The 26,991-nt window shown below is 66.0% G+C and carries 11 protein-coding genes and 2 pseudogenes; 8 read left to right on the top strand and 5 right to left on the bottom strand.

The genetic code is table 11. From position 1 onward, the window contains the following. Nucleotides 1–19 precede the first annotated feature (19 nt). Complete coding sequence (locus PCA10_RS09385; protein WP_016491828.1) at nt 20–13,051, bottom strand: retention module-containing protein; 13,032 nt, start codon at nt 13,049–13,051, stop codon at nt 20–22. Nucleotides 13,052–13,523: 472 nt separating this feature from the next. Here PCA10_RS09385 and PCA10_RS09380 point away from each other — a divergent pair, with 472 nt between their 5' ends. Genes PCA10_RS09380 through PCA10_RS09370 form a run of 3 tightly spaced genes read left to right on the top strand, consistent with a single transcriptional unit; the run spans nt 13,524 to nt 18,425 of the window. Continuing rightward, the gene (locus PCA10_RS09380; RefSeq protein ID WP_016491827.1) at nt 13,524–14,879 is read left to right on the top strand and encodes a TolC family outer membrane protein; all 1,356 of its coding nucleotides are present in this window, start codon (nt 13,524–13,526) and stop codon (nt 14,877–14,879) included. A gap of 22 nt (nt 14,880–14,901) precedes the next feature. Beyond that, entirely contained in the window at nt 14,902–17,061 is a 2,160-nt protein-coding gene (locus PCA10_RS09375; protein WP_016491826.1) for a type I secretion system permease/ATPase, read from the top strand. Between the two features lie 11 nt (nt 17,062–17,072). Further along, entirely contained in the window at nt 17,073–18,425 is a 1,353-nt protein-coding gene (locus PCA10_RS09370; RefSeq protein ID WP_016491825.1) for an HlyD family type I secretion periplasmic adaptor subunit, read from the top strand. Between the two features lie 301 nt (nt 18,426–18,726). Here the strand turns inward: PCA10_RS09370 and PCA10_RS09365 are convergent, their stop codons facing one another. The 4 genes and pseudogenes from PCA10_RS09365 to PCA10_RS09355 form a co-directional block, all read right to left on the bottom strand. Beyond that, nucleotides 18,727–19,329, bottom strand: a complete 603-nt coding sequence (locus PCA10_RS09365; RefSeq protein WP_016491824.1) for a tRNA-uridine aminocarboxypropyltransferase — start codon at nt 19,327–19,329, stop codon at nt 18,727–18,729. A 144-nt stretch (nt 19,330–19,473) separates the two neighbouring features. After that, nucleotides 19,474–20,475 (bottom strand): annotated as a pseudogene (locus tag PCA10_RS31355) (methyl-accepting chemotaxis protein); the annotation flags it as partial. A gap of 143 nt (nt 20,476–20,618) precedes the next feature. Then, nucleotides 20,619–21,039, bottom strand: a pseudogene (locus tag PCA10_RS31350) (PAS domain-containing protein); the annotation flags it as partial. 125 nt (nt 21,040–21,164) lie between these two features. After that, the gene (locus PCA10_RS09355) at nt 21,165–22,058 is read right to left on the bottom strand and encodes a LysR family transcriptional regulator (RefSeq protein ID WP_016491822.1); all 894 of its coding nucleotides are present in this window, start codon (nt 22,056–22,058) and stop codon (nt 21,165–21,167) included. 289 nt (nt 22,059–22,347) lie between these two features. Here PCA10_RS09355 and speB point away from each other — a divergent pair, with 289 nt between their 5' ends. The 5 genes from speB to PCA10_RS30790 all read left to right on the top strand — a co-directional run bounded on the left by speB (nt 22,348) and on the right by PCA10_RS30790 (nt 26,984). Then, nucleotides 22,348–23,307 (top strand): agmatinase, encoded by a 960-nt coding sequence (speB, locus tag PCA10_RS09350; RefSeq protein WP_016491821.1) that lies wholly within the window; start codon nt 22,348–22,350, stop codon nt 23,305–23,307. Between the two features lie 8 nt (nt 23,308–23,315). After that, nucleotides 23,316–23,723 carry a YybH family protein gene (locus tag PCA10_RS09345; protein WP_016491820.1) on the top strand — a complete coding sequence of 136 codons (408 nt, stop codon included), beginning with the start codon at nt 23,316–23,318 and terminating at the stop codon, nt 23,721–23,723. 23 nt (nt 23,724–23,746) lie between these two features. Further along, entirely contained in the window at nt 23,747–25,267 is a 1,521-nt protein-coding gene (locus PCA10_RS09340) for a purine-cytosine permease family protein (RefSeq protein ID WP_016491819.1), read from the top strand. A 73-nt stretch (nt 25,268–25,340) separates the two neighbouring features. Further along, a complete protein-coding gene (locus tag PCA10_RS30795) occupies nt 25,341–26,162 on the top strand; it encodes an ABC transporter substrate-binding protein (RefSeq protein WP_016491818.1) in 822 nt (273 codons plus the stop codon). 78 nt (nt 26,163–26,240) lie between these two features. Next, nucleotides 26,241–26,984: an amino acid ABC transporter permease gene (locus PCA10_RS30790; protein WP_016491817.1), complete on the top strand. Its 744-nt coding sequence runs from the start codon at nt 26,241–26,243 to the stop codon at nt 26,982–26,984. Nucleotides 26,985–26,991 lie beyond the last annotated feature (7 nt).

The raw sequence follows: 26,991 nt of genomic DNA, 5'->3' as shown, positions 1-26,991 counted from the left end.
GGCGGGCGTCGGCCAAGGCTCAGGCGTCCGCTTTCAGCGAGCCGTCATCGAGCATGTGCGAGATCACCGACGCCGCATCCGGCGCGTTATAAGCCGTCATCAGGTTCACTCCCTGCAGCACGATGGTCTGGCCACCGCCGCCTGCCGTCCCCGTTCCGTTGCTGTCCACCGTGATGGTGGTGCTCGCGCCGAAGGCCATGGTCAGGTAGTCGTCCAGGCTGCCCACATTGCTGTGCTCGCCAGTGAGCAGTTGCGACAGGTCCAGCTTGTCCATCCCCGGCGTGAAGTCGGTGATGGTGGTGACGCCGCTGTCCCCGGGCAGCCACTGGAAGGTGTCCGCACCGGCGCCGCCCGTCAGCAGGTCGTTGCCGCTGTTGCCGGCCAGGACATTGTTGCCGCCGTTGCCGCTGAGCACATCGTCCAGGCGCGAGCCGATCAGGTTCTCGATGTCGATCAGGGTATCCAGCCCGCCGCCACCGGTGTTCTGCTGCACGACCTTGGCCAGGTCCACCGTGACGCCGGTGCTGGCGTCATGGTAGGACGCGGTGTCCGAACCGCCGCCACCGCGCAGGATGTCATCGCCCGCACCGCCCACCAGCAGGTCGTCGCCGCCGTTGCCTTCCAGGGTGTCGTTGCCGAGGCCACCGATCAGCACGTCCTTGCCGCTGCCGCCCTGCAGCGTGTTGCCGTTGGCGCTGCTGTCGATGACGATCTGGTCGGTGCTGGTGCTGTTGCTGCCCAAGGGGCTGCTGGTGTCCGCGGTCACGGTGACGGTCGCGGCGTTGGCACTGTTGCCGCCGTCATCCGCGGCCCGGTAGCTGAAGCTGCCGCTGGCATCGCTGAAGGTGACATTGCCCAGGGCCCCGCTACCGGCGCTATGGGTTGCAGTGCCGTTGCTGCCCCCGCTGACACTGGTGACATCCAGGGCGTTGCCCTCGGCGTCGGTGTCGTTCCAGGTCAGTGCCCATTCGGGGATGGCCACCGAACCTGAGCTGTTGGTCACCACCCGGTCGGCCACCGCCACCGGCGCATCGTTCACCGCGTTGACCTGCACGATGGCGTAGGCCGTGGCGAGGTTCTGGCCGCCGTTGGCGGTGCCGTCGCCATCGTCCAGGGAGAAGCTCAGCGTGCGGTCGAGCCCGCTCGGGTTATCCGAACTGTTGGCGAAGGCGATCTGCTGGATCAGCGCCTGCACCGCCAGCAGGGTGGCCTGGGCGTTGAAGCTGATCACCAGCGCACTGCCGTTGCCGCCGCCCGTCCAGGTACCGATGGTGTTGCCGTTGTAGCGGACGTTCTGGCTGCCCTGCAGGGTGATGCCGCCGCCCGCCAGGATCGACAGCTGGTCCGCCGTGGTGCCGTTGTTGCTGAAGGCCACCGTCAGCTTGCCGGTATCGAAGTTGGGCGAGTCGACATCGCCCAGGCTCACGCTCGCGTCGATCACCTTGGCACTGGCGTTCTCGGTGTAGGCCATGCTGCCGCCCATCCCGCCCAGCATCGGCGCGTCGTTCACCGAGGTGACGTTGAAGGTGATGCGGTTGGCGCTCGCATCCAGGTCCACGCCGCCGTTGGCGGTGCCGCCATTGTCCTGCACCTGGAAGGAGAAGCTGGCGTACCCCGCGCCGTTGCCGTTGGCCGCCGGCACGAAGCTCAGCTTGCCGGCAGTGATGTCCGCCACGCTGACGCTGCTGCCGGCCACCAGGGCCGGGCCGCCGGCCAGCACCAGGCTACCGGCACCCGGCAGCGTGGTGATCTTCACCGCCAGCAGGCTGTCGCCGTCGGCGTCGCTGAAACCGAAGTCGGCGGTGTTCAGCACGCGGCTGCCGTCCTCCAGCAGGGTGATGCTCTTGTCCGCGCCGGTAGGCGCCATGTTCACGTCCACCACCGTCACGCTGAGGGTGGCCGAGTCCGGGGTACCGTCGGCGTCCACCAGGCTGTAGGTGAAGTGCTCGGTGATGTTGGCGCTGATGCCCTGGGGCGCCACGTAGCTCCAGGCGCCCGTGGCGAAGTTGAAGGTCAGCTTGCCGCCGGCCGCCGTACCGATATTGCTGAGGACACTGCCGGCGATGTCCGGCCCGGTGCTGGCGTCGATGACGTTGCTGCCGTTCCAGGTGTAGGTCACGTTGTTGATGACGATGGACTTGATGTAGCCGGGGCCGTCGGCACCGAAGCTGTCGTCGTCGGTGGTGCCCGGGATGTTGTCGCTGCCGTGCAACACATTGCCCGATACGTCGCCGCCGACGATCTGATTCTTCAGCGCATCGATCAGTTGCTCGAAACCGGACACGCTCAGCGGCGAACCCTGGCCATCCAGGTCGACATCCTGCAGGCGCGCCGTGTTGATGCCGTCGCCGATGCCCACGGTGGTGACATTCAGATGGTTGTTGTCGACGAAGTTGTTCCAGGCGGTGGCCGTGGCGTTGGCCAGGGAGTTGCCGTTGGTGCCGGTCTGCTCGTTGGGGTTGCCGTCACTGATGAACACCACCTGGTTGCTGTAGCCGTTCAGTGGCTGGTAGACGGCCATGGTTTCCTGGATACCGGCGGTGAAGTCGGTATTTCCATTGAAGGGCCGCGTACCGCCCTCGTTCGGGTTGATGGCGGCGATCTGCGCCGAGAAGGCGGCGAAATCGCTGACCACCGGATAAGAGGTGGCGGTGGACGAGAACGCCACGATCTGCAGCTTGACGTCCCCCGAGGTGCCATCGAACAGCGCCTGGCCCGCCGCGCGCACGGCAGTGAGCATCTGGTTCAGCTCGGTGTTGCTGATGCTGCCGCTGAAGTCCAGCACGAACACCAGGTTGAAGTCCTGCCCCTGCCCTTCGTTGACCGAGGCCTGGTCGTTCTTGGCGTCCGGGGCGTTGTCGACCGCTATCAGGTTGATCCGCGTCTCGGCGACGTTGGAGTTGAGGTTGCCGTCGTTGACCACCACCGTCAGGTTGCGCGGCGTGGTGTCCGGGGTGTTGCTGCTGTTGGAGAAGCGGATCGCCTCGATGGCCGTCTCGTAGCTGGCCTTGCTGGCCGAACCGTTGAGGGTGACGGTGATCTTGCCGGCCACGCTGGTATCCACCACGCCGCTGATGCCGCCGGGCAGGCCGCCCAGGGACAGCGAGTCGCCGGCCTTGGCGTTGGTGAGCACGATGGTGGCCGACTCGATATTGCTGTCGTCCACATCGGTCACGCGGGTATCCAGGTCGGCAATGGCCACCGCCGGGCCGCCTTCGGTGAAGCTGGTCTGGTAGTTGGCGCCGGTAGCGCCACTGCTGTCGTTGGCATCCAGGTCCAGCAGCGGCTTGTCGTTGACCTCGTCCACCTTGATGGTGACCGTGGCCTCGTTGCTGTACAGCGCACCGTCGCTGACCTGGTACTTGAAGCTGGCGTAGGGATTGCCGGCTTCGTCGGCATCGGGCACGAACTTCAGCTTGCCGGCGCTGATATCGGCCACCGAAATCTCGTCACCGATCCCTACGGACACGCCGTTGAGCTGCAGACTCCCCTCGTCGGGAAGCGCGGTGATCTTGATCTTGGTAAACGCCGCCGAGTCGATGTCGTAGTCATTGTTGCCACCGGTGCCGTCACTGCCAAACAGGCCGTTGTAGCTGATGGTGACGGCGGTGTCCTCCTGGGTGCTGAAGCTGTCGTCGCGGGCCACCGGCGCGTCGTTCTCCGGGGTGACGTCGATGGTCACGGTGGCCACGTTGCTGTAGCTGGTGCCGTCGCTGACCTGGTACTTGAAGGTGGCGTAGGGGTCGCCGTTCTCGTTGGCGTCGGGCACGAACACCAGGTTGCCGGCGTTGATCTGGGCCAGGGTGATCACCTGGTTCAAGGTCACCGCGTTGCCATTGAGGGTGAGCACGCCATTGCTGGCCAGCTGGGTGACGCGGATGCTGGTGAAGCTGGAGGAGTCGGCGTCGCTGTCGTTCAGCGGGCCGGTACCGTCAGCGCCGAACAGCTGCTGGGCGGTGATGGTCAGGGCCTGGTCCTCGGCCGTGCTCAGGTGATCGTTCACCGCCAGCGGTGCATCGTCCAGCGCCTTGACGGTGATGCTCAGCGCCGCGCTGGAGGGGTCGTTGTCGGCATCCACCAGGGTGTAGGTGAACTGTTCCAGCACATCGCCGCTGAGCCCGCTGGGCGCCTGGTAGCTCCAGGCGCCGGTGGCGAAGTTGAAGCTCAGCTTGCCGCCCGCGCCGGTAAGGACATTGCTCAGCTGTGCGCTGGCCGGGTCGCCGTTCCAGGTGTGCAGGGTGCCGTTGATGAGAATGGACTTGATGGCGCCCGGGCCGTCGGCACCGTAGCTGTCGTCATCGCCGCCGCCGCTCGCGCCGTCGTTGCCCAGCAGCACGTTGCCGCTGACCAGTCCGTTGCTGACCTGCTCGAGCAGCGTGGTGATCAAGCCATTGAAGCCGGACACGCTGATGGGGGTGCCGGAGCCGTCCAGGTCCACGTCCTGCAGGCGCGGAATGCTGATGTTTTCGCCGATGCCGATGGCGGTGACGTTCAGTCCGTGGGTGCCGATGAAGCTGGCCCAGTTGCTCGCCGTGCCATCGCTGAGAGAGTTGCCCCCCGTACCGGTCTGCTCGTTGGGGTTGCCGTCACTGATGAAGAACACCTGGTTCTTGTAGCCCGCCAGCGGCTGGTAGTCGGACATGACCTCCTGGATGGCGGCGGTGAAGTCGGTCTGGCCACCGAACGGACGGATACCGCCCTCGGCGGGGTTCAGGCTCTTGATCAGGTTGGAGAAGCTGGTGAAGTCGGCATTCACCGCATAGGAAGAGGCGGTCCCGGAGAAGGCGACGACCTGCACCTTCACATCGCCATTGGCGCCATTGAACAGCGCCTGGCCGGCCGCGCGCACCGCGGTGAGCATCTGGTTCAGCTCGACGTTGTCGATGCTGCCGCTGAAGTCCAGCACGAAGACCACGTTGAAGTCCTCGGTGCGGGCCTCGTTGACCGTGGCCGAGTCGTTCTTCGCCTGCGGGGTGTCGTCATCGACATCGATGGTCAGGCTGCCGGTGGCGCTGTCGCCGTCCTTGTCGGTGACCTTGTAGCCGATGGTGAAGCTGACATCGTTCTCGTCCTGGCCATCGGGATGCAGGATCGGCTTGTTGTGGATCACCTGGTAGGCGCCGTTGGACGGGTCGAGCTTCAGGGTGATCACGGTCTGGCCGCCCTGCTTGATCAGCAGGTTGTTGCCATCCTTCACATACTCGAAGCCATCCGGCGCGCCCGAGGCCAGCAGGCTGACGGACCCGGGGCCGTCGGCGCCGAAGCTATGGCCGAGGGTGCCGGTGAGGTTCGCCGTGTTCGGGTCCACGTCGCCGGTGCCACCGGCAATGCCGCCAGCGAGGGAATCGTCGTCCAGCTGCACCGCATGGTTGTAGGAAACGGTCGGAGTGTCGTCATTGACGTTGATGGTCAGGCTGCCAGTGGCGCTGTCGCCGTCCTTGTCGGTGACCTTGTAGCCGACGGTGAAGCTCAGGTTGTTCTCGTCATAGCCGTCCGGGTGCTGCAGCGCGGCATTCTGCACCACGCTGTAGGCACCGGTGGCCCAGTTCAGGGTGAGGGTGATGACGGTGACGCCGCCCTGCTTGATAAGCAGGTTGTCGCCGTTCTTCACATAGCTGAAGCCTGTGGGGGCGCCGCTGGTGAGCAGGCTGATGGAGCCGGCGCCATCGGCACCGAAGCTGTGGCCGAGGGTGCCGGTAAGGCTTGTGGTGTTCGGGTCGACATCGCCGGTGCCGCCGGGGTTGCCGCCCGGCAGGGCGTCGTCGTCGAGCTGCACGGCCTGGTTGTAGGTGACGGTCGGTGTGTCGTCGTCGACATTGATGGTCAGGCTGCCGGTGGCACTGTCACCGTCCTTGTCGGTAACCGTGTAGCCGAGGCTGAAGCCAACATCGTTCTCGTCGTAACCCTCCGGATGCTGGATGGCGGCGTTCTGCACCACGCTGTACACGCCGGTGACCGCATTCAGGGTCACGGTGATGACGGTCACGCCGCCCTGCTTGATCAGCAGGTTGTCGCCGTCCTTCACATAGCTGAAGCCACTGGGCGCACCGCTGGTGAGCAGGCTGATGGCGCCCGCGCCGTCGGCGCCGAAGCTATGTGCCAGGGTGCCGGTGAGGTTGGCGGTATTCGGGTCGACATCTCCGGTGCCGCCGGGGTTGCCGCCGTAAAGGGCGTCGTCGTCCAGTTGCACCGCCGCGTTCATGCCCACGGTGGGGGTGTCGTCATCGACATTGATCACCAGGCTGCCCTGGGCCGAGTCGCCGTCCCTGTCGGTGACCGTGTAGCCGAGGGTGAAGCTCAGGTCGTTCTCGTCATAGCCGTCCGGATGCTGGATGGCGGCGTTCTGCACCACCTCGTAGGCGCCGGTCAACGCGTTCAAGGTGACGGTCATGACCATGGTCGAGCCCTGCTTGATCAGCAGGTTGTCGCCGTCCTTCACATAGCTGAAGCCACTGGGCGCACCGCTGGTGAGCAGGCTGATGGAGCCGGCACCATCGGCGCCGAAGCTGTGGGCCAGGGTGCCGGTGAGGTTGGCGGTACTCGGGTCGACGTCGCCGGTGCCGCCGGGGTTGCCGCCCGGCAGGGCGTCGTCGTCCAGCTGCACGGCGTGGTTGTAGGAGACGGTCGGTGTGTCGTCGTCGACATTGATGGTCAGACTGCCGGTGGCGCTGTCACCGTCCTTGTCGGTGACCGTGTAGCCGAGGGTGAAGCTGACATCGTTCTCGTTGTCACCCTCCGGATGCCGGATGGCGGCGTTCTGCACCACGCTATAGGCGCCGGTAGCGGCATCCAGGGTCAGGGTAATGACGGTGACGCCACTCTGCTTGATCAGCAGGCTGTTACCCACATTCACATACTCGAAGCCGGCCGGGACACCACTGGTCAGCAGGCTGATGGAGCCCGCGCCATCGGCGCCGAAATTGTGGCCGAGGGTACCGGTCAGGTTGGCGGTATTCGGGTCCACATCGCCGGTGCCGCCGGGGTTGCCGCCCTGGAGGGCGTCGTCGTCCAGCTGTACGGCCTCGTTGGCATAGGCCTTGGGCACATCGTCGACGATCTCGATCACCACATTGGCCGAGGCACTGGTCGAGGCATCGCTCACGCTCACCTGGAAGCCGTCGGTTTCCGCCACGCCGGCCACGTCGGTGGTCGGCCCGGTCAGGGTGTAGTTGAAGCTGTAGCTGCCATTGCTGTAGCCGGTGATGCTCACCAAGCCATGGGCCGTGGTGAAGCTTTGCCCCACCAGGCTGGCGAAGCCGCTGGTGGTGAGGTCCAGGGTGATGCTGCCGACAGTCAGGGACTTGAGGTTGTCCAGGCCGTCCGAGTCCCCCACGGTGAAGCTGCCGGTGGTGGTCTCGCTGGTATCGGCCAGGCTGGTCAGGCCCTTCTCGTAGACCATCGCCATGTCGCCCTGGGCGTTCGGCGTGCTCACCACCACCGTGGGCACATCGTTGCTGCCGGTGATGGTGATGCTCAGGGTCGAGCTGCTTGGATCGTGGTCGCCGTCACGCATGGTGTAGGCGTACTGCAGGGTCACCTGCTCGTCCTGGTCGAGGCCTTCCACCGCCGCCGAGCCATTGGCCAGGGTGAAGCTGTAGCTGCCATCGGCGTTCAGGGTCACCACGCCGTAGGCGGTGTTCACCAGCAGGCTGCCATTCGGGCCACTGGTTGCCCCGGACACGCCGTTCCAGCTGCTGAAGGCCTTGGCCAGGTCGGCGCCGCTGGCGTCGTTGTCCAGCACGTTGCCGCTGACGTTGTCCGGGGTGCCGTTCTCGGTCAGGTAGCGGTGATCGGCGTACGCCTGCGGGGTATCGTCGTCGACCTTGATGTACAGCGAGCCCTCGGCGCGATCGCCATCGCGGTCGACGATCTTGTACTCGATCTCGAAGGTCAGGTCGTTCTCGTTGCCGCCATAGGGATGCAGGATCGGCGCGTTCTGGGTCACCGTGTAGGCGCCGGTGAACTTGTCCAGAGTGATGGTAATGACGGTCAGGTCGCCCTGCTTGATCAGCAGGCCGCCCTTGGTTTCCACATAGGTGAAGCCCTGTGGCGCACCGCTGTCCTGCAGCTCGATCTCGCCTGGGCCGTCGGCACCGAAATCATGCTCGATCACGCCACTGGTGTTGCGGGTGTCCGGGTCGTTGTCGCCAACGCCGCCGGGAATCCCGTGAGGCAGGGCGTCGTCGTCGAGGCTGACTTTCACATAGGGCTCGATGCAGGGGGCGTCATCCTTGAAGCTGATGGCGCCGCCCAGGTTTAGGCTGGCGCTGTCCTTGTCGCCATCGCCGTCGGTGATGGTGGCGGTCAGGCTGATCAGGTCGCCGCTGGCCAGGCCGGCCGACTGGTCCGGCCCCGTATTGGGGGTATGGAAGATCGCCCGCGACTGCACCAGGGTCACCAGGCCGTCGCCGTCCACGCTCAGGCGGAAGGCCACCTGCCCACCACCGATCACGCGCCCGACGATATCCGCGCCCTCCTTGAACAGGAGGATGCCGTTGCCGGTGGCGGTGTCCCGCAAGCCGCTGTCCACGCCCGGCGATTTCACCTCCAGGCTGTAGGTGGTGGCATTGGTATTGGCCGCGCCGTCCGCGCCGAACACTGGCGCAAAGGCTGCGGCGAAGCTGGTGCTGTCGGCGGTGCCCAGTTGGGTTTCGTCTACCTGCAGGTCGAGCCCGTACTGGCCCTTGACGCTGATGCTCGGCACATCGTCGAGGATGTCGATGGTCAGGGTGCCGCCCCCGATGTTGCCGTGGGCGTCGGTCACCTGGAAGGTGAAGGTTTCGGTGAACTGCAGGTTGTTGCCGTTATTGCCCGGATTGACCTTGGGCGCCGTGAGCAGGGTATAGCTGTAGTTGCCGGCGCTATCGACCACCAACTGGCCGTATTGGCCGTTGCCGGCACCCGCGCCCAGGCTGAAGCTGTAGGGACCGCTGCCGCCGCTGGCCTGCAGGGTGCCGCTGGCGAACTCATCATTGCTGCCCGGCTCGCTACCGAAGCCCAGCGCCGCTTCGCGCACATCGTTGTCGGAACCGGCACCCACGCTTCCCACCACAGTGATGTTGGACACATCGATGGTCAGGGTGGTGGTGCTGAGGTCACCGTCGGCGTCGACGATGGTGTAGGTGAAGGTATCGACGCCACCCGCCTGGCCAAGGCTGTTCGCATGGCTGGTATAGGTGTAGCTGCCGTCGGCATTCAGCAGCAGGGTTCCCAGGTCGCTGACGATGCTGGTGCCCACGCCGCCCGAGGCCGGGATCGCGGTATTGCCACCGGCACGCACGCCCACCACGCCGGACGTCGGCGTCGGCCGACCATCGGCGCCAAAGATATCAGCCGCCGAACCCAGCCCGGCACCCGTCACCACATTGCCGCCAACACTGCCGCCCTCGCTGACCGAAGCACTATCGGCCTTGGCCTGGGGCAGGTCGTCGACGATCTCGATGGTCACGTTGGCCGAGGCAGTGGCCAGGCCGTCGCCCACGGTAATAAGGAAGCCGTCCGTCTCCAGACCGGCGGCATCGGTGGTGGCGCCCGTCAGGGTGTAGCTGAAGCTGTAGGTGCCATTGGCGTAGCCGGTGATCAACACCGTGCCATGGGCAGCGGCGAAGCTCTGGCCCACCAGGCTGGCGAAGCCGCTGGTGGTGAGGTCGAGGTTCAGGCTGCCGACACTGAGAGACTTGAGGTTATCCAGCCCGTCGGAATCGGCGACGCTGAAGCTGCCATTGATGACATTGCTGCCATCGCCGGCACTGCTGCCGGCCGCCAGGCCTTTCTCGAACACCTGGGCCGCATCGCCCTGGGCATCCGGGAAGCTCACCTGCACCGTCGGGATATCGTTGCTGCCGACGATGGTGATGGTCAGGGTCGAACTGCTCGGGTCGTTATCGCCGTCGCGCATGGAATAGGCGTATTGCAGGGTCACCTGCTGGCCTTGCTCCAGCGCCTCCACCGCCGCCGACCCATTGGCCAGCACGAAGCTGTAGCTGCCATCGGCATTCAGGGTCACCACGCCGTAGGGCGTGTTCACCAGCAGGCTGCCGTTCTCCCCGGCGGTCGCCCCGGCTACGCCGTTCCAACTGGTGAAGGCCTTGGGTTGGTCGGCGCCACCGACGTCGTTGCCCAGCACATTGCCGGCCAGGCTGGAGGGTTGGCCGTTCTCCACCAGGTTGCCGCTGTCCGGGTTGGCCTGGGGCAGGTCGTCGACGATCTCGATGGTCACGGTGGCCGAGGCATGGGCCAGGCCATCGCCCACACTAATAAGGAAGCCATCCGTCTCCGGACCGGCGGCATCGGTGGTGGCGGAGGTCAGGGTGTAGCTGAAGCTGTAGGTGCCATTGGCGTAGCCGGTGATCAGCACCGTGCCATGGGCGGCGGCGAAGCTCTGCCCCACCAGGCTGGCAAAGCCGCTGGTGGTGAGGTCGAGGTTCAGGCTGCCGACGCTGAGGGACTTGAGGTTATCCAGCCCATCGGAATCAGCGACGCTGAAGCTGCCGTTGATGACGGTGCTGCCATCGCCGGCGCTGCTGCCGTCCGCCAGGCCTTTCTCGAACACCTGGGCCAGGCCGCCCTCGGCACTCGGGAAGCTCACCTGCACCGTCGGGATATCGTTGCTGCCGACGATGGTGATGGTCAGGGTCGAACTGCTCGGGTCGTTATCGCCGTCGCGCATGGAATAGGCGTATTGCAGGGTCACCTGCTGGCCTTGCTCCAGCGCCTCTACCGCCGCCGACCCATTGGCCAGCACGAAGCTGTAGCTGCCATCGGCGTTCAGGGTCACCACGCCATAGGGCGTGTTCACCAACAGGCTGCCGTTCTCCCCGGCGGTCGCGCCGGTCACGCCGTTCCAGCTGGTGAAGGCCTTGGGTTGGTCGGCGCCACCGACGTCGTTGCCCAGCACATTGCCGGCCAGGCTGGAGGGTTGGCCGTTCTCCACCAGGCTGCCGCTGTCCGGGTTGGCCTGGGGCAGGTCGTCGACGATCTCGATGGTCACGTTGGCCGAGGCATTGGCCAGGCCGTCGCCCACGGTAATAAGGAAGCCGTCCGTCTCCGGACCAGCGGCATCGGTGGTGGCGCCGGTCAGGGTGTAGCTGAAGCTGTAGGTGCCATTGGCGTAGCCGGTGATCAACACCGTGCCATGGGCGGCGGCGAAGCTCTGCCCCACCAGGCTGGCAAAGCCGCTGGTGGTGAGGTCGAGATTCAGGCTGCCGACCGACAGCGATTTGAGGTTATCCAGGCCATCGGAATCGGCCACGCTGAAGCTGCCGTTGATGACGGTGCTGCCATCGCCGGCGCTGCTGCCATCCGCCAGGCCTTTCTCGAACACCTGGGCCAGGCCGCCCTCGGCACTCGGGAAGCTGACGTTCACCGTCGGGATATCGTTGCTGCCGACGATGGTGATGGTCAGGGTGGAACTGCTCGGGTCGTTATCCCCGTCGCGCATGGAATAGGCGTATTGCAGGGTTACCTGCTGGCCTTGCTCCAGCGCCTCCACCGCCGCCGACCCATTGGCCAGCACGAAGCTGTAGCTGCCATCGGCGTTCAGGGTCACCACGCCATAGGGCGTGTTCACCAACAGGCTGCCGTTCTCCCCGGCGGTCGCGCCGGTCACGCCGTTCCAGCTGGTGAAGGCCTTGGGTTGGTCGGCGCCACCGACGTCGTTGCCCAGCACATTGCCGGCCAGGCTGGAGGGTTGGCCGTTCTCCACCAGGCTGCCGCTGTCCGGGTTGGCCTGGGGCAGGTCGTCGACGATCTCGATGGTCACGTTGGCCGAGGCATTGGCCAGGCCGTCGCCCACGGTAATAAGGAAGCCGTCCGTCTCCGGACCAGCGGCATCGGTGGTGGCGCCGGTCAGGGTGTAGCTGAAGCTGTAGGTGCCATTGGCGTAGCCGGTGATCAACACCGTGCCATGGGCGGCGGCGAAGCTCTGCCCCACCAGGCTGGCAAAGCCGCTGGTGGTGAGGTCGAGATTCAGGCTGCCGACCGACAGCGATTTGAGGTTATCCAGGCCATCGGAATCGGCCACGCTGAAGCTGCCGTTGATGACGGTGCTGCCATCGCCGGCGCTGCTGCCATCCGCCAGGCCTTTCTCGAACACCTGGGCCGGCCCCCCCTGGGCATCCGGGAAGCTCACCTCCAGGGACGGGACATCGTTGCTGCCGGTGATGGTTATGGTCAGGGTCGCCGTGCTCTGGTCGCCGTTGCTGTCCTGGATGCTGTAGCTGTAGGTCAGCTGCACGCTTTCCCCTTCATCCAGCCCTTCCACCGCAGCGGCACCGTTGGCCAGGACGAAGCTGTAACTGCCGTCCGGGTTCAGGGTGATCACGCCGAAGGGGCTGCTGACCAGCAGGCTGCCATTGGCGCCGCTTGTGGCCCCCGGTGCCTGCCAGGAAAGGAACTGGGTGGGCAGGTCCGGCCCACCGTCGTCGTTGTCCAGCACATTGCCCTGCACGCCTTCACCGCCCTCGGCGACGCTCTGCGCATCGTCCTGGGCCAGCGGCACGCCGTTGACCGGCGTGGCGGCGGCCAGCGGCACTGCGGGAATGCCGGTCTCCGGCGCGGGGAACTCGATGGCGGAACTGATGGGGCCGGTAGGGAAGCCGATGGTGGGGTCCACGGCGCCCCCGGTTTCGCCCAGCATCACGAAGGAGTGGCCGCCGCCGGCATTGCCGCCGCCACTGCCCGAACCGGGACCGGCTGCGGTGGCCTCGGCGGCCTGGGTCGGGTCCACGCCCGCCTCGATGGCGGCCTGCAGCTTCTCGACGTCGGTGAGGTCCTGCTGGCTCGGCGCGGCCGGCACGTTTTCGTTGCCGGACTGGCTGGAATCGGGGCTGCCGGCCAGCAGCGAGTTGTTCAGCGGCAGGCTGCTGTCACGGCCGAGCACCAGCTCCTGACCGTTGGCCAGTGCCACCGCCACCGCGCCCTGGGCGCCGGTAACCAGTTGCTCACCGGCGAACACCCGGTCGCCTTCGCTGAGGGGGCGGCGCGAGCCGTCCGCTGCCACCGCGAAGACTTCGCCCACGACCTGCCGAACGACCCCGATTGATCCCGCCATGATTCCTTCCTCCCGCACCGCGTGCTGCCAATCGGGCAGCGCCGATCCCAGACAATGAGGGCCAGAGCACGTCGGGTCCGAACCTGGAAAAGGGGAAGAAGAATCGAGAAAAGCAGCCGCGTCAGAAAAACAAAAACCACGCAATGTCAATAAAACGTCACGCGACCCGGCGCCCTACTACTCCTTCTGAATTGCCTCGCCCCAGCAGCTCGAGAAATGTGCTTGACCATGACCTCCCGCAGCAGAGGCGCCCTGGAAGCCCCAAGACATGCACCCTGCTGGCAAAAAGATGTCTTGAATATCCGACGAGTGCATAAGAATTTTTCCTGCTAACCCTTGTTCGAATTTCTTATTAGCCAAATTCGAAAGTTGCTCTTATCTCTGATGTTACAAGCCTGAAACGGTTTGCTATGGATATTCGCCAATTTTTCGGCGCCAGGAAGCAAAATTCCGGCATGGAGAACGACAAAAAATGCGCACTTTCACCCCCTTGTGGTCCAGCATCTTGCTGGCCATGGCTGCCACGCAAATCCAGGCCATGACCCTGACAGACGCGATTCAGAGCACCCTGGACAAACATCCGGAGCTCCTGGCCAACGCCCAGAATCGCCTGGTTGCCGACGAAGAGGTAAAAGTCGCCAAAGGAGGCTACCTACCGACTGTCGACCTGATCACCGGTGTCGGCCGCGAGCAAACCGACAACCCCACCACCCGGGCACTCGGCGATCACAACAAGGAGACCCTGAACTTCCGTGACGCCGAACTGCGACTGCGGCAGATGCTGTTCGACGGTTTCAACACGCCCAACGAGGTGGATCGCACCACGGCTGTGGTCAATTCCCGCGCCTACTTCACCCTGGGCACCGCCGAAAGCCTGGCGCTGCGCACCGTGGAGGTCTTCCTGGAGGTGCTCAAGCGCCGCGAGATGGTGACCCTGGCCAAGAACAACCTCATGGCCCACGAGCGCATCCACGACCAGATCGGTCTGCGCAGCGAACGCGGCGTGGGCAGCACCGCCGACTTCGACCAGGCCGAAGCGCGCCTGGCCCTGGCACGCAACAACCTCTACACCGAGGAAGTGAACCTGGCGGACGCCGAAGCCAACTTCTTCAGCGCCGTGGGCCTGCCGGCCGACCAACTGGTATCCCCGGCGACCATCAAGGGCGAAATGCCCGCCGACCTGCTGGCCGCGCGCCAGGGCGTGATGGAAGCCAACCCGCTGCTGAAATCGGCCCAGGCCGACGTGCAAGCTGCGGAGAGCCAGTACAAGTCGGCCAAGGCCCCCTTCTACCCGCGCCTTGACGCGGAACTGGCCACCACCGCCGACGACAACGTGCAGGGCGACGAAGGCCACTACAACACCTGGCGAGCCGGCGTCGTGATGAATTACAACCTGTTCAACGGCATGCGCGACAAGGCCCGGCTGCAGGCCGCCGCGCACCAGATCAACCAGTCCATGGACATCCGCAACAACGCCCTGCGGGTGCTCAACGAGAACCTCTCGCTGGCCTGGAACGCCATGGAAAACGCCCGCAAGCAGACCCCCGAGGCGCGCTCCTACGCCGATTACACCGCCCGCGTCCGCGAGGCCTACCAGCAGCAGTTCGGCCTCGGCCAGCGCACCCTGCTGGACCTTCTGGACAGCGAGAACGAACTCTTCACCGCCAACCGCCGCTACGTGGAAGTGCGCTACATCGAGGAGTTCTCCATGTACCGGGTGATTTCGGCCATGGGCGACCTGCTGCGTCGCCAGAAAGTCGTAGTCCCGGCAGAGGCCGTCGCCGTGAGTGAAGTGAAAAGCGATGCCCAACTGCCGGACATGAAATAGGCCTGAATGGGAGTCCACCGCCATGACCACCATGGAAAGGACTGACAGTCCCAGGGACCCGCGCCAGGGGCATGACGACCCGCTGCTCGACGGGTTGCTGATCCTCTGCCGGCTGCACGGCCAGGTGGCTAGCCGCGCCAGCCTGTGCAGCGGCCTGCCGCTGCCGGGCCAGCGCCTGTCCGCCGAGCTGCTGCCCCGCGCGGCGGCTCGCGCGGGCCTGCAGGGGCGTTTGCTGCGCCGCGACCTGGCGGCCATCTCGCCGCTCAACCTGCCGCTGCTGCTGTTGCTCAAGGGCGGCCGCAGCGCAGTGCTGACCCGCTTCGACGAGCGTGGCCAGGCGCTGATCCTGCCCTGCGAGGCCGATGGCGGCGAGCAGTGGGTCCCACGGGAGATCCTGGCCCTGGAGTACAGCGGCCAGGCCCTGTTCGCCCGTCCGCGCCACGACCTGGAGGCGGCCCGCAACCCGCTGCTGCCGAGGGTGAAATCCTGGTTCCGCGACACCCTCAAGCTGTCCCGCTGGCTCTACGCCGACGCCATGCTGGCGAGCCTGCTGATCAACCTGCTGGGCATGCTGGTGCCGCTGTTCGTGATGCAGACCTACGACCGCGTGGTCCCCAACCAGGCCACCTCGACCCTCTGGGTACTGACCATCGGCCTGCTGATCGGCACGGGGTTCGACCTGCTGCTGCGGGTCCTGCGCGCCAACCTGCTGGACAACGCCGGGAAGAAGACCGACGTCGTGCTCTCGGCCACCCTCTTCGAGCGCATCACCGGCATGGCGCTGAAGGCGCGCCCGGCCACCATCGGCGGCTTCGCCCAGAGCATCCACGACTTCCAGGGCCTGCGCGAATTCCTCACCGCGGTGACCCTCACCAGCCTGATCGACCTGCCCTTCTCGGTGCTGATGCTGCTGGTGATCGGCCTGCTCGGCGGCCCGCTGGTGGTCATCCCGATCCTCGCCTTCCCGCTGACCGCGCTGTTCGCCTACATCATCCAGGTGCGCCTGCGCGATACCGTGCAGCGCAGCCTGGCCCTGGGCGCCGAACGCCAGGCCCTGCTGATCGAAACCCTGTCGGGGCTGGAAACCCTCAAGGCCTGCGGCGCCGAAAGCGAGCGCCAGCACCGCTGGGAACACACCCATGGCGCCCTCACCCGCCTCGACAGCCACGCGCGCTTCCTCTCCGCGCTGGCCACCAACGGCACCCTGTTCATGCAGCAGTTCGCCGGCCTGGCGATGATCGTCAGCGGCGTCTACGCCATCATCGCCGGCAACCTCAGCGTCGGCGCCCTGGTGGCCTGCTACATGCTCAACAGCCGCGTGCTCTCGCCCCTGGGACAGATCGCCGGGCTGATCACCCGCTACCAGCAGGCACGCCTGACCATGACCTCCACCGACGCGCTGATGTCCCTGCCCCAGGAACGCGAGGAGGGGCAGCAGCCGCTGCGGCACCAGAGCTTCAAGGGCGACCTGGAAGTGCGCCAGGTGGACTTCCGCTATCCGGGCCAGACCAGCCTGGCACTGAACAAGGTCAGCATGCGCGTGGCCGCCGGCGAGCGTGTCGCCATCATCGGCCGCAGCGGCTCGGGCAAGAGCACCCTGGCGCGACTGATCCTCGGTTTCTACGCGCCGGAGGAAGGCCAGTTGCTGCTGGACGGCATCGACCTGCGGCAGACCGACATCGGCGACCTGCGCCAGCAGATCGGCTACGTCAGCCACGACTTGCCGCTGCTGGCCGGCAGCCTGCGCGACAACCTGACCCTGGGTGCGCGCTACGTCAGCGACGAACGCATGCTCGAAGTGGCCGAACTGACCGGCGTGGCCGAGCTCGCCCGGCAGCATCCCCAGGGGTATGACCGTCCCGTGGGCGAACGCGGCCAACTGCTTTCCAGCGGCCAGCGGCAAACCGTGCTGCTGGCCCGCGCCCTGCTGCTCGACCCACCGCTGCTGGTGCTGGACGAGCCCACCAGCGCCATGGACAACAGCAGCGAGGAACAACTGCGTCAGCGCCTGGCCAACTGGTCGGCGGGCAAGACACTGATCCTGATCACCCACCGCAGCTCGATGCTGGCGCTGGTGGACCGCCTGGTGGTGCTGGACAACGGCCAGATCGTCGCCGACGGGCCCAAGGACACCGTCATCGACGCCCTGCGCAAAGGCCGCATCGGATCGGGCGGCGCCTGAGGAGACCCATCATGGCCCACACCGACACGCCCAACCCCTATTTCGGCCGCCGCGACGGCGCCGACACCGAGTTCATGCCGGAGGTGGCCGGCGCCGTGCTGGAGGACTCGCCACGGGCCACCCGCGTCACCGTCTGGGTGGCCTGCATCGTGCTGCTGGTGGCGCTGGTCTGGGCGCACTTCGCGGTGCTGGACGAGGTCACCACCGGCGAGGGCAAGGCCATTCCCTCGAGCAAGGTGCAGGTCATCCAGAACCTGGAAGGCGGCATCGTCTCGGAGATCCTCGTGCGCGAGGGCCAGGTGGTGGACAAGGGCACGGTGCTGCTGCGCCTGGACGACACCCGCTTCCGCTCCAACAAGGGCGAGAGCGAGGCCGACCGCCTGGCGCTGACGGCCCGGGTCGAACGCCTCTCCGCCGAGGCCGAGGGTCGCGACATGCAGCTGCCGGAGGAAATCACCCGCGAGGCGCCGCAGCTGGCCGAGGACGAGAAAGCCCTGTTCCGCGCGCGCAACGAACGCCTGGACAGCGAGCAGCGCATCCTCAGCGAGCAGTTGCGGCAGAAGAAACAGGAACTCGCCGAATTCCGCTCCAAGAGCCAGCAGTACCGCTCCAGCCTCGGGCTGATCCAGCAGGAGCTGAACATGTCCCAGCCGCTGGTGAAGGCCGGCGCCATCTCCCAGGTGGAGATCCTCCGGCTGCAGCGCAGCGCGGTGGAAACCCGTGGCGAGCTGGAAGCCACCAACCTGGCCATACCCCGTGCCGAGTCGGCGATGGCGGAGATCGAGCGGAAGATGGAGGAGAGCCGGCTGTCCTTCCGCTCCGACGCCTTCAAGGAACTCAACGAGGTGCGCACCGAGCTGTCGAAGATCACCTCCACCGGCAAGGCCATCGACGACCGCGTCAGCCGCACCACAGTGGTGTCGCCGGTGCACGGAGTGATCAAGCAGCTGAAGGTCAACACCATCGGCGGCGTGGTGCAGCCGGGCAGCGACCTGGTGGAAGTGGTGCCGCTGGAGGACAGCCTGCTGATCGAGGCGCGCATCCGCCCGCAGGACGTGGCCTTCCTCCACCCCGGGCAGAAGGCGATGGTCAAGTTCACCGCCTATGACTACACCATCTACGGCGGCCTCAAGGCCGGGCTGGAGCTGATCAGCGCCGACACCATCACCGACGAGGAAGGCAAGAGCTTCTACCTGATCCAGGTGCGCACCGACAAAAGCCACCTGGGCAAGGACGACCACCCGCTGCTGATCATCCCAGGCATGGTCGCCACGGTGGACATCATCACCGGCCAGAAGAGCGTGCTGGACTACCTGCTCAAGCCGGTGCTCAAGGCCCGCCAGGAGGCGATGCGGGAGCGGTAGGAGCTCCTAGGTAAAGCAGATCACGGCACTCGTGGCGCATGCAGTTCGTAGATGGGTTGAGCGGAGCGATACCCATGCGGAAAGGTCTGATGGGCATCGCAAGCTCGCGGAACGCCGCCCGTCCCATCCTACGCAAGGCAGTCCCTACCGATACTAATCATTGGTCGTGGTTCTTCCTGAAAGTTCGTAGGGTGGATGACGCTCTTTTCATCCACCAGCGGCGCCAGGCCGGACCTCGATGGTGGACCGGTGAAGCGTGGTCCACCCTACGACTGCACCGGACCGTTAGCGCAGCCGCTGGCTAGGTTTCGCTGCCGTGGTTGCGCTGGAAAGTCTCCTCACCCATCGCCTCGATCTGCCCCTGGATCAATGCCTCGAAGGGCCGTAGCAGTTCATCGAAGCGTGCCGGTGCTTCGAGGATATCGAGGGCCGCGGCGATGGCTTCCACGGTGGACAGCGCCCCGGCCATGGGTGCCTTGCGCAGGCGGTAGCGCGACGTCATGCCCTCGGGCAGGGTCACTCGTGGCAGGGCCTCGAGCTCAGGGTTGAGGTAGAGCAGCTTGCGCGCCTTGCGCCAGGTGCCGTCGGGCACCACCAGCAACAGCGGGCGCGGGTCGGCGCCGGCCACCTCCGCCAGTGGGTGGGCATCCTCACCGGGGAACAGCAGGCAGGGGCGATAGGCGGGATCGGCCAGGGCAGCGGCCAGGTCGTCGAAACGCTCGCCCACCCGCAGCTCGGCATTCTCCAGCCCCAGGGCGGCCAGGCGCGCGGTGTTCAGCGCATGGTTCACCTCGCTCGGGTGCTGCAACAGCAATACCCGGGTGCGGCTGGCCAGCTGCGGGATCAGCGGGCACAGGCAATGGCTTTCGGGGCGCTGGCAGCGCGGGCAACTCGGGCGGGGCATGGACGGTCTCCTGGGGCGCGCATTCTGCCACATGCCCCTGCCCCCGGATTGCATCCGGGCTACGGGGCCCTGTAGGAGCGATTTCAATCGCGAAGGGCAGCGCAGCTGCCCCCTGGGACGCCGTTATCGCGAATGAATTCACACCTACCGGTTGAACCGCTCCGCCAGGCTGTGCAGGTAATCGGCCATGCGCTCCAGGTCCTGGCTGATGGCGGCGCCTTCCTGGGCCTGGCCGGCGCTGTGGTCGGACAGCTGGGCGATGCGGGTGATCTGCCGGCTGATGTCCTCGGCCACGTGGCTCTGCTGTTCGGATGCGGCGGCCATCTGCTGGCTCATGCCGGTGATGCGGGTCACCGCCTGGCTGATGCCTTCCAGGGCCTCGCGCACCGACTCCACGCTACCCACGCTTTCGCGGGAAATGGCCTCGCCACGGCTGGCTGTAGCCACCGCGCGCTCGGCGCCGGAGCGCAGGGAGGCGATGATCTCGTGGATCTGCTCGGTGGATTGGCGGGTACGCGAGGCCAGGGTGCGCACTTCGTCCGCCACCACCGCGAAGCCCCTGCCCTGCTCCCCTGCCCGCGCAGCCTCGATGGCGGCGTTGAGCGCCAGCAGGTTGGTCTGCTCGGCGATGGCGGTAATCACGTCGGCCACGCTGCCGATGTTGTGGGTGGACTCGGCCAGGTCGTGCACCGCCCGGCCGATCTCGCTCACCGCCTCGGCCATGTGGCGCATGGCACCCAGGCTCTCGCCGGCCAGGTCGCTGCCCTGGCGCGCCAGGCGCTCGGCCTCCTCGGCGGCGTGGGCGGTATGGCTGACGTTGTGGGAGACCTCCTGGATAGTCGCCGCCATTTCATTGATGGCGGTGGCCGACTGATCCGTCTCGCTGCGCTGCTGCTCCAGCAACTCGGCTTCCGAGCGGGACAGCCGGGCGGCCTCGGCGGCGCGTTGCTTGACGCTTTCGCCGGCGTCTTCCAGGCGGGTCAGCGCGGTCTGCAGGCGCGCCTCCTCGCTGAACATGGCCATGTCCAGCAGGGCCTGGGCGCCTCGGCTGTCGGTGTAGGTCAGGGCCACCAGGGCGCTGGTGAAGGCCTTGGGATGCTCGGCCAGGGTCTGGCGGATGGTCTGCCGGTAGCGATGGAGCTGCAGGGAGCCCAGGCCGAACATGGTCGCCAGGGTCAGCGCCACCATCGGCCAGCCCTGCAACAGCAGGTTGCCGCCCAGCAGCACCAGGGTGGCCAGCACCACCGGCCAGGAGCGCGCGAAGTCGTAGGTCCAGGACTCCAGCAGCGGCACCGGCGACTTGCCGGCGCGCAGCCGCGCGTAGAGGGCATCGGCGCGGGCCACCTGCTCGCGGCTGGGCAAGGAGCGCACCGACTCGTAGCCGGCTATCCGGCCATTCTCGTAGACCGGCGTGACATAGGCGCTGACCCAGTAGAAATCACCGTTCTTGGAGCGGTTCTTGACCAACCCCATCCAGGGCTTGCCCTGCTTGAGGGTCTCCCACATGTGGGCGAAGACCGCCGGCGGCATGTCGGGGTGGCGGACGATGTTGTGGGGCTGGCCGATCAGCTCTTCGCGGGTGAAGCCGCTGAGGGCGACGAAGGCGTCGTTGCAGTAGGTGATCTTGCTGGTGAGGTCGGTGGTGGAGATCAACCTTTCGTCGGCGGCGAAGGTGCGTTCCCGCTGGGTGACGGGCAAGTTCTGGCGCATGGCTAATTCATCCCTGTAGGCAGGTTTTCCGGCTATTTCAGCCCCTCGAGATTTATGTCTAGCACGCGCGTCGAAACCTGCACTATCAGGAAAACGCTGATTGCAATCGTCCGCTTTTCAAGGGCTCAGCGCAGGTTCAGCTGGGCCCTGAGCAAGTCGCGGAAAGTGAGGATCAACGGCTCCTTGGAACGCCCCCTGCGCAGGATCATGGAGAACGGCGCCTGGTAGCCGAAGGTGGCCGGCAACAGCACCCGCAGACGCTTCTGCTCGACCCACGGCTGGGCGTAGTGCTCCGGCAGGTAGCCGATGTAGGCGCCGGAGAGCACCAGGATCAGCTGCGCCTCCATACTGTCCACGGTCGCCGCGCTGTGCTTGAAGCCATGCCGGGCCAGTTCCGCCTGGCTCCAGTAGCCACGGCCCACCATGCGCTGCTGGGTGATGAGCTCGCCCGGAATGCGCCGTTCGTTGTACAGCGGATGGCGCTCGCTGCAGTAGAGCCAGTGCTGCTCGCGGTAGAGCGGCTGGTAGACCAGGCCGTTCATGCGCGTGGAAAAGGCGCCGATGGCGAGGTCCAGGCGGTTGTCCAGCACCCCCAGCTGCAGGTCGTAGGGGCTCATCACCGAGAGGTGCAGGTGCACCGCCGCGTGCTCCTGGCTGTAGGCGCCGATGACTTCGGCGAGCGGCAGCGACGGGTCGCCCACGGTGGAGTCCAGCACCCCCAGGTTCAGGGTGCCGCGCAGCTCGCCCTTGAGGGACGCCGAGTAGCGCTCGAAGCTCTCCAGCTCGCCCAGCAGGCGCAGGGTTTCCTGGTAGTAGAGCTCGCCCTTGCTGGTCAGGCTGAAGCCGCCTCGGCCCCGGTGGCAAAGGGTCAGGCCCACCAGCCCTTCCAGCTGGCTCATGTAGGTGCTGATAGCCGAGGTGGAGAGGTTCAGCTCCTGCTGCGCGGCGGCGAAGCCCTGGTGGCGGACCACGCTGGCGAAGATGCGCAGGAGCTTGAGATCGGGAAGGGAGGTGGACATCGGCGTCGCGGCTCCAGGTCTGATTGAACGATGTAGGGGCGAATTCATTCGCCATGCAGGACAAGGTCCTGCCTCTTCCCTGGAGCCTTGAGGGGCCGCTGCGCGGCCCTTGGCGAATGAATTCGCCCCTACGGAAAGCAGAATTCCCGCAGGCAAGTGGCCATCTTACCCGCTCCCGATAGTTTAGAAATCCTTGAAGTAATTATTTGCCGCCAGCGATTTGTCCGTGATGGCACTGTCACCAGAATCGACCGACGACCTACAACCACAACAACCGTGAGGCCACCCCATGGACAAGAAACTGCACCAACCCCTGGGCGGCAATGAAATGCCCCGCTTCGGCGGAATCGCCACCATGATGCGCCTGCCGCACATCCAATCCCCTGAAGAACTCAATGCCCTGGATGCCGCCTTCGTCGGCGTGCCGCTGGACATCGGTACTTCCCTGCGTTCCGGTACCCGCTTCGGTCCGCGCGAGATCCGCGCCGAATCGGTGATGATCCGCCCGTACAACATGGCGACCGGCGCTGCCCCCTTCGATTCGCTGAACGTGGCCGATATCGGCGACGTGGCCATCAACACCTTCAACCTGCTGGAAGCCGTGCGCATCATCGAGCAGGAATACGACCGCATCCTCGACCACGGCATCCTGCCGCTGACCCTGGGCGGCGACCACACCATCACCCTGCCGATCCTGCGTGCCATCCACAAGAAGCACGGCAAGGTGGGCCTGGTGCACATCGACGCCCACGCCGACGTCAACGACAACATGTTCGGCGAGAAGATCGCCCACGGCACCACCTTCCGCCGCGCCGTGGAAGAAGGCCTGCTCGATTGCGACCGCGTGGTGCAGATCGGCCTGCGCGCCCAGGGCTACACCGCCGAAGACTTCAACTGGAGCCGCAAGCAGGGCTTCCGCGTGGTCCAGGCCGAAGAGTGCTGGCACAAGTCGCTGGAGCCGCTGATGGCCGAAGTCCGCGAGAAAGTCGGCGGCGGCCCGGTGTACCTGTCCTTCGACATCGACGGCATCGACCCGGCCTGGGCGCCCGGTACCGGCACCCCGGAAATCGGCGGCCTGACCACCATCCAGGCCATCGAGATCGTCCGTGGCTGCCAGGGCCTGGACATCATCGGTTGCGACCTCGTCGAGGTGTCCCCGCCTTACGACACCACCGGCAATACCTCCCTGCTGGGCGCCAACCTGCTCTACGAAATGCTCTGTGTCCTGCCGGGCGTCGAGCGTCGTTGAGAGCAGCCATGAGCGACCAGAAGCAAGTCCTGGAGGCCGCCAGCACGCTGGTGGCCGCCTTCGCCGCGAACGATACCGAAGCCTACTTCGCCGCCTTCAGCGAAGACGCCAGCTTCGTCTTCCACACCTGCGATGCGCCGCTGCCCACCCGCGCGGCGTACCGCGAGCTGTGGGAAAGCTGGCAGCGCGACGGTTTCGAGGTGCTGGCGTGCCAATCCATCAACCCCGTGGTGTGCCTGCAGGGCGACGTGGCGATCTTCTACCACGACGTCGCCACGCGCCTGCGCATCCAGGGTGAAGAAATAGAAAGCCGTGAGCGGGAAACCATCGTTTTCCGTCGGCAACAAGAAAAAGGCCACTGGTTGGCCTGTCACGAGCACTTGTCGGCGATGCCGGAGCAGCTGCCGCAAACCTGATGAGGCTCCCTGGGAGAGTAAGAATGCATAACAACAACAACGATCACGCAGTCACCCGAATAGAAACCCATGGTGTCGAGCAGATCCCCGATAACGAACGGGATGCCAGCCCCAAGGACCTGTTCCGCCTGATCTTCGGCGGCGCGAACACCTTCGCCACCGCCGTGCTCGGCAGCTTCCCGGTGCTCTTCGGCCTGTCCTTCGAGGCGGGCTTCTGGGCCATCCTGCTGGGCGTGCTGGTGGGTTCGCTGATCCTCGCCCCGATGGGCGTGTTCGGCGCCCTGAACGGCACCAACAACGCGGTGTCCTCCGGCGCCCACTTCGGCGTGCATGGCCGTATCGTTGGCTCCTTCCTCTCCCTGCTCACCGCCATCGCGTTCTTCTCGCTGTCGGTATGGAGCTCCGGTGACGCCCTGGTGGGCGGCGCCAAACGTCTCTTCGGCCTGCCGGAAACCGACCTGACCCTGGGCCTGGCCTACGGCCTGTTCGCCGTGCTGGTACTGGTGGTGTGCATCTACGGCTTCCGCTTCATGCTGCTGGTGAACAAGGTCGCCGTCTGGGCCGCCAGCGTCATGTTCCTGCTGGGCGTTGCAGCCTTCGTCGGCCCGTTCGATGCCAGCTATGCAGGTTCGGTGAACCTCGGCCAGGAAGGTTTCTGGGCCGCCTTCATCGGCGCCGCCCTGCTGGCCATGAGCAACCCGGTGTCCTTCGGTGCCTTCCTCGGCGACTGGTCGCGCTACATCCCGCGCCAGACCTCCAAGCAGCGCATCATGCTGGCGGTGATCGCCGCGCAGTTCGCCACCCTGATCCCGTTCCTGTTCGGCCTGGTCACCGCGACCATCGTCGCCGTCCAGGCGCCGGACTACATCGCCCAGAACAACTACGTCGGCGGCCTGCTGGCCGTATCCCCGGCCTGGTTCTTCCTGCCGGTGTGCCTGATCGCGGTAATCGGCGGCATGTCCACCGGCACCACCTCGCTCTACGGCACGGGCCTGGACATGTCCTCGGTGTTCCCGCGCCTGCTCAACCGCGTGCAGGCCACCGTGATGATCGGCGTGCTGTCCATCGGCTTCATCTTCATCGGCCGCTTCGCCTTCAACCTGGTGCAGAGCGTGTCCACCTTCGCCGTGCTGATCATCACCTGCACCAGCCCCTGGATGGTGATCATGATCCTCGGCCTGATCGTGCGCCGTGGCTTCTACTGCCCGGACGACCTGCAGGTGTTCACCCGTGGCCTGTCCGGCGGCCGCTACTGGTTCACCAATGGCTGGAACTGGCGCGGCATGGGCGCCTGGGTTCCCAGCGCGCTGGTCGGCCTGTGCTTCGTCAACCTGCCGGGCCAGTTCGTCGGCCCGCTGGGTGAACTGGCCGGCGGAATCGATATCAGCCTGCCGGTGACCCTGGGCACCGCCGCCCTGCTCTACCTGGCCCTGCTGACGATCTTCCCGGAACCGGCCGAAGTGTACGGTCCGAAAGGCCCGCGCTGGGTCCCTGCAGGCAAGCCTTCCCAGGCTCGCGTGCCGGGCTCGGCCGAAGCTGCGTAACCACGAAATAGCTCCACTTTATTGCGACTGCCTACAACAACAACCACTGCAATACGCCTTGAAGGAGTTACCGATGAGCAACCGTCCGCTGAAACTGCTGGCCCTGGCCGGCCTGGCCGCCGCCACCCTGAGTGCCGGCGCCATGGCTGAAAGCAAGCCGTCGTTCGTGAGCTCGGGAAGTTTCCAGGTCTGTTCCGACCCGACCTTCCCGCCGCTGGAGTTTTTCGAGAAGACCGGTGACCGCGAGCCCAGCGGCTTCGACGCCGACCTGATCCGCGCCATGGCCAAGCACTGGGGCGTGAAGCCGCGCTTCATCGTCACCGAGTTCACCGGCCTGCTGCCGGGCCTGGACGCCAAGCGTTGCGACGCGGTCATCAGCGGCACCCTGATCACCCCCGAGCGGATCCAGAAGCTCAACGCCGTGCCTTACCTGGCCAGCTCCACCATCGTCTTCGGCAGCGGCAAGGGCGACGTCAAGCTGAACAGCCTGGAAGACCTCTCCGGCAAGGTGGTGGCGGTGCAGTCCGGCACCCGCTACGTGACCATCATGGAGAAGCTCAACGAGCAGCTGAAGGCCGCCGGCAAGACCCCGGCCACCCTGCAGACCTACCCCAAGGGTAGCGATGTAGCCCAGCAGGTACTGGTAGGCCGCGCCGCCGCCGGCCTGTCCCAGGACACCGAACTGGCCTACCGCGAACTGCAGACCCCCGGCCAGTTCAAGACCCTCTACGCGTTCCCCGAGAAGGACATCTTCGGTGCCTACATGCGGCCGAACCCGGAAGACAAGCAGGCCGTCCTGGATGCCGTCGCCGCCCTGAAAGCGGATGGCACCCTCAAGGCCATCGCCGAGAAATGGAAGCTCGATCCAGCCAACCTGGACACCACCGCTCAGTAATCACGGTCACCGACCGGCCCCTCTCCCGTGCGCGGGAGAGGGTGCACTGGCCCGCTTCCATTCACGCAGGACACGTACATGAACTTCGATGTGACTGTCTTCTGGGACGCCCTGACGTCCTGGCACTTCTTCCGCGGCGCCTGCATCACCCTGGTGCTGGCCCTGCTCTCCCACTCCGTGGGCATCCTGATCTCGATTCCCTGCGCCTTGGCCCTGGACGGCCCGCCCAGCGTCTGGCGCAGCAGCCTGCGCGGCGTGCTCAGCGTGTTCCGCGGCGCCCCGACCCTGCTGCAGCTGCTGTTCGTGTGGAACGCCCTGCCGCAGTTCTTCCCGATTTTCCGTGAAGAGTGGTTCACTCCCTTCATCGCCGCCTGGATCGCGCTGTCGCTGAACGAAGCCGCCTACCAGGTGGAGATCAACCGCGCCGCACTGAAATCCGTGGACAAGGGCCAGTACGCCGCCGGCCACGCCCTGGGCCTGTCGCGCTGGCAGATCTTCCGCTACGTGACCCTGCCCCAGGCCGCGCGCATCGCCGTGCCGCCGACCGCCAACGAATTCATCACCCTCTTGAAGATCACCTCGCTGGCCTCGGTGATTTCCCTGCAGGAGCTGATGGCGGTGACCTCGCAGACGGTCTCCACCACCTTCCAGTTCTCCGAGTACTACGCCGTCGCCCTCGTCTACTACCTCGTCATGGTTTACACCCTGACCTGGATGCAGGGTGGCCTCGAACGGCGCCTGTCGTGGGATTCCCACAGCGGCACCAGCAGCAAGTCCGTCGGCCTGGTGCAACGCACCCTGGCCCGCATGCGCCGTATCTGAGGAGAAC

The organism is Pseudomonas resinovorans NBRC 106553, assembly GCF_000412695.1.
Classification (GTDB): Bacteria; Pseudomonadota; Gammaproteobacteria; order Pseudomonadales; family Pseudomonadaceae; genus Metapseudomonas; species Metapseudomonas resinovorans_A.
The sequence above is the reverse complement of the archived record's forward strand: the minus strand, read 5'-3'. Positions and strand labels throughout refer to the sequence as shown.

Bases quoted from the DNA above. Each gene is read 5' to 3' on its own strand.
- PCA10_RS09365 (WP_016491824.1), bottom strand. From the start codon at position 19,329: ATGCCCCGCCCGAGTTGCCCGCGCTGCCAGCGCCCCGAAAGCCATTGC.
- PCA10_RS30795 (WP_016491818.1), top strand. From the start codon at position 25,341: ATGAGCAACCGTCCGCTGAAACTGCTGGCCCTGGCCGGCCTGGCCGCC.
- PCA10_RS30790 (WP_016491817.1), top strand. From the start codon at position 26,241: ATGAACTTCGATGTGACTGTCTTCTGGGACGCCCTGACGTCCTGGCAC.
- PCA10_RS09340 (WP_016491819.1), top strand. From the start codon at position 23,747: ATGCATAACAACAACAACGATCACGCAGTCACCCGAATAGAAACCCAT.
- PCA10_RS09380 (WP_016491827.1), top strand. From the start codon at position 13,524: ATGCGCACTTTCACCCCCTTGTGGTCCAGCATCTTGCTGGCCATGGCT.
- PCA10_RS09345 (WP_016491820.1), top strand. From the start codon at position 23,316: ATGAGCGACCAGAAGCAAGTCCTGGAGGCCGCCAGCACGCTGGTGGCC.
- PCA10_RS09355 (WP_016491822.1), bottom strand. From the start codon at position 22,058: ATGTCCACCTCCCTTCCCGATCTCAAGCTCCTGCGCATCTTCGCCAGC.
- PCA10_RS09385 (WP_016491828.1), bottom strand. From the start codon at position 13,051: ATGGCGGGATCAATCGGGGTCGTTCGGCAGGTCGTGGGCGAAGTCTTC.
- PCA10_RS09375 (WP_016491826.1), top strand. From the start codon at position 14,902: ATGACCACCATGGAAAGGACTGACAGTCCCAGGGACCCGCGCCAGGGG.
- speB (WP_016491821.1), top strand. From the start codon at position 22,348: ATGGACAAGAAACTGCACCAACCCCTGGGCGGCAATGAAATGCCCCGC.
- PCA10_RS09370 (WP_016491825.1), top strand. From the start codon at position 17,073: ATGGCCCACACCGACACGCCCAACCCCTATTTCGGCCGCCGCGACGGC.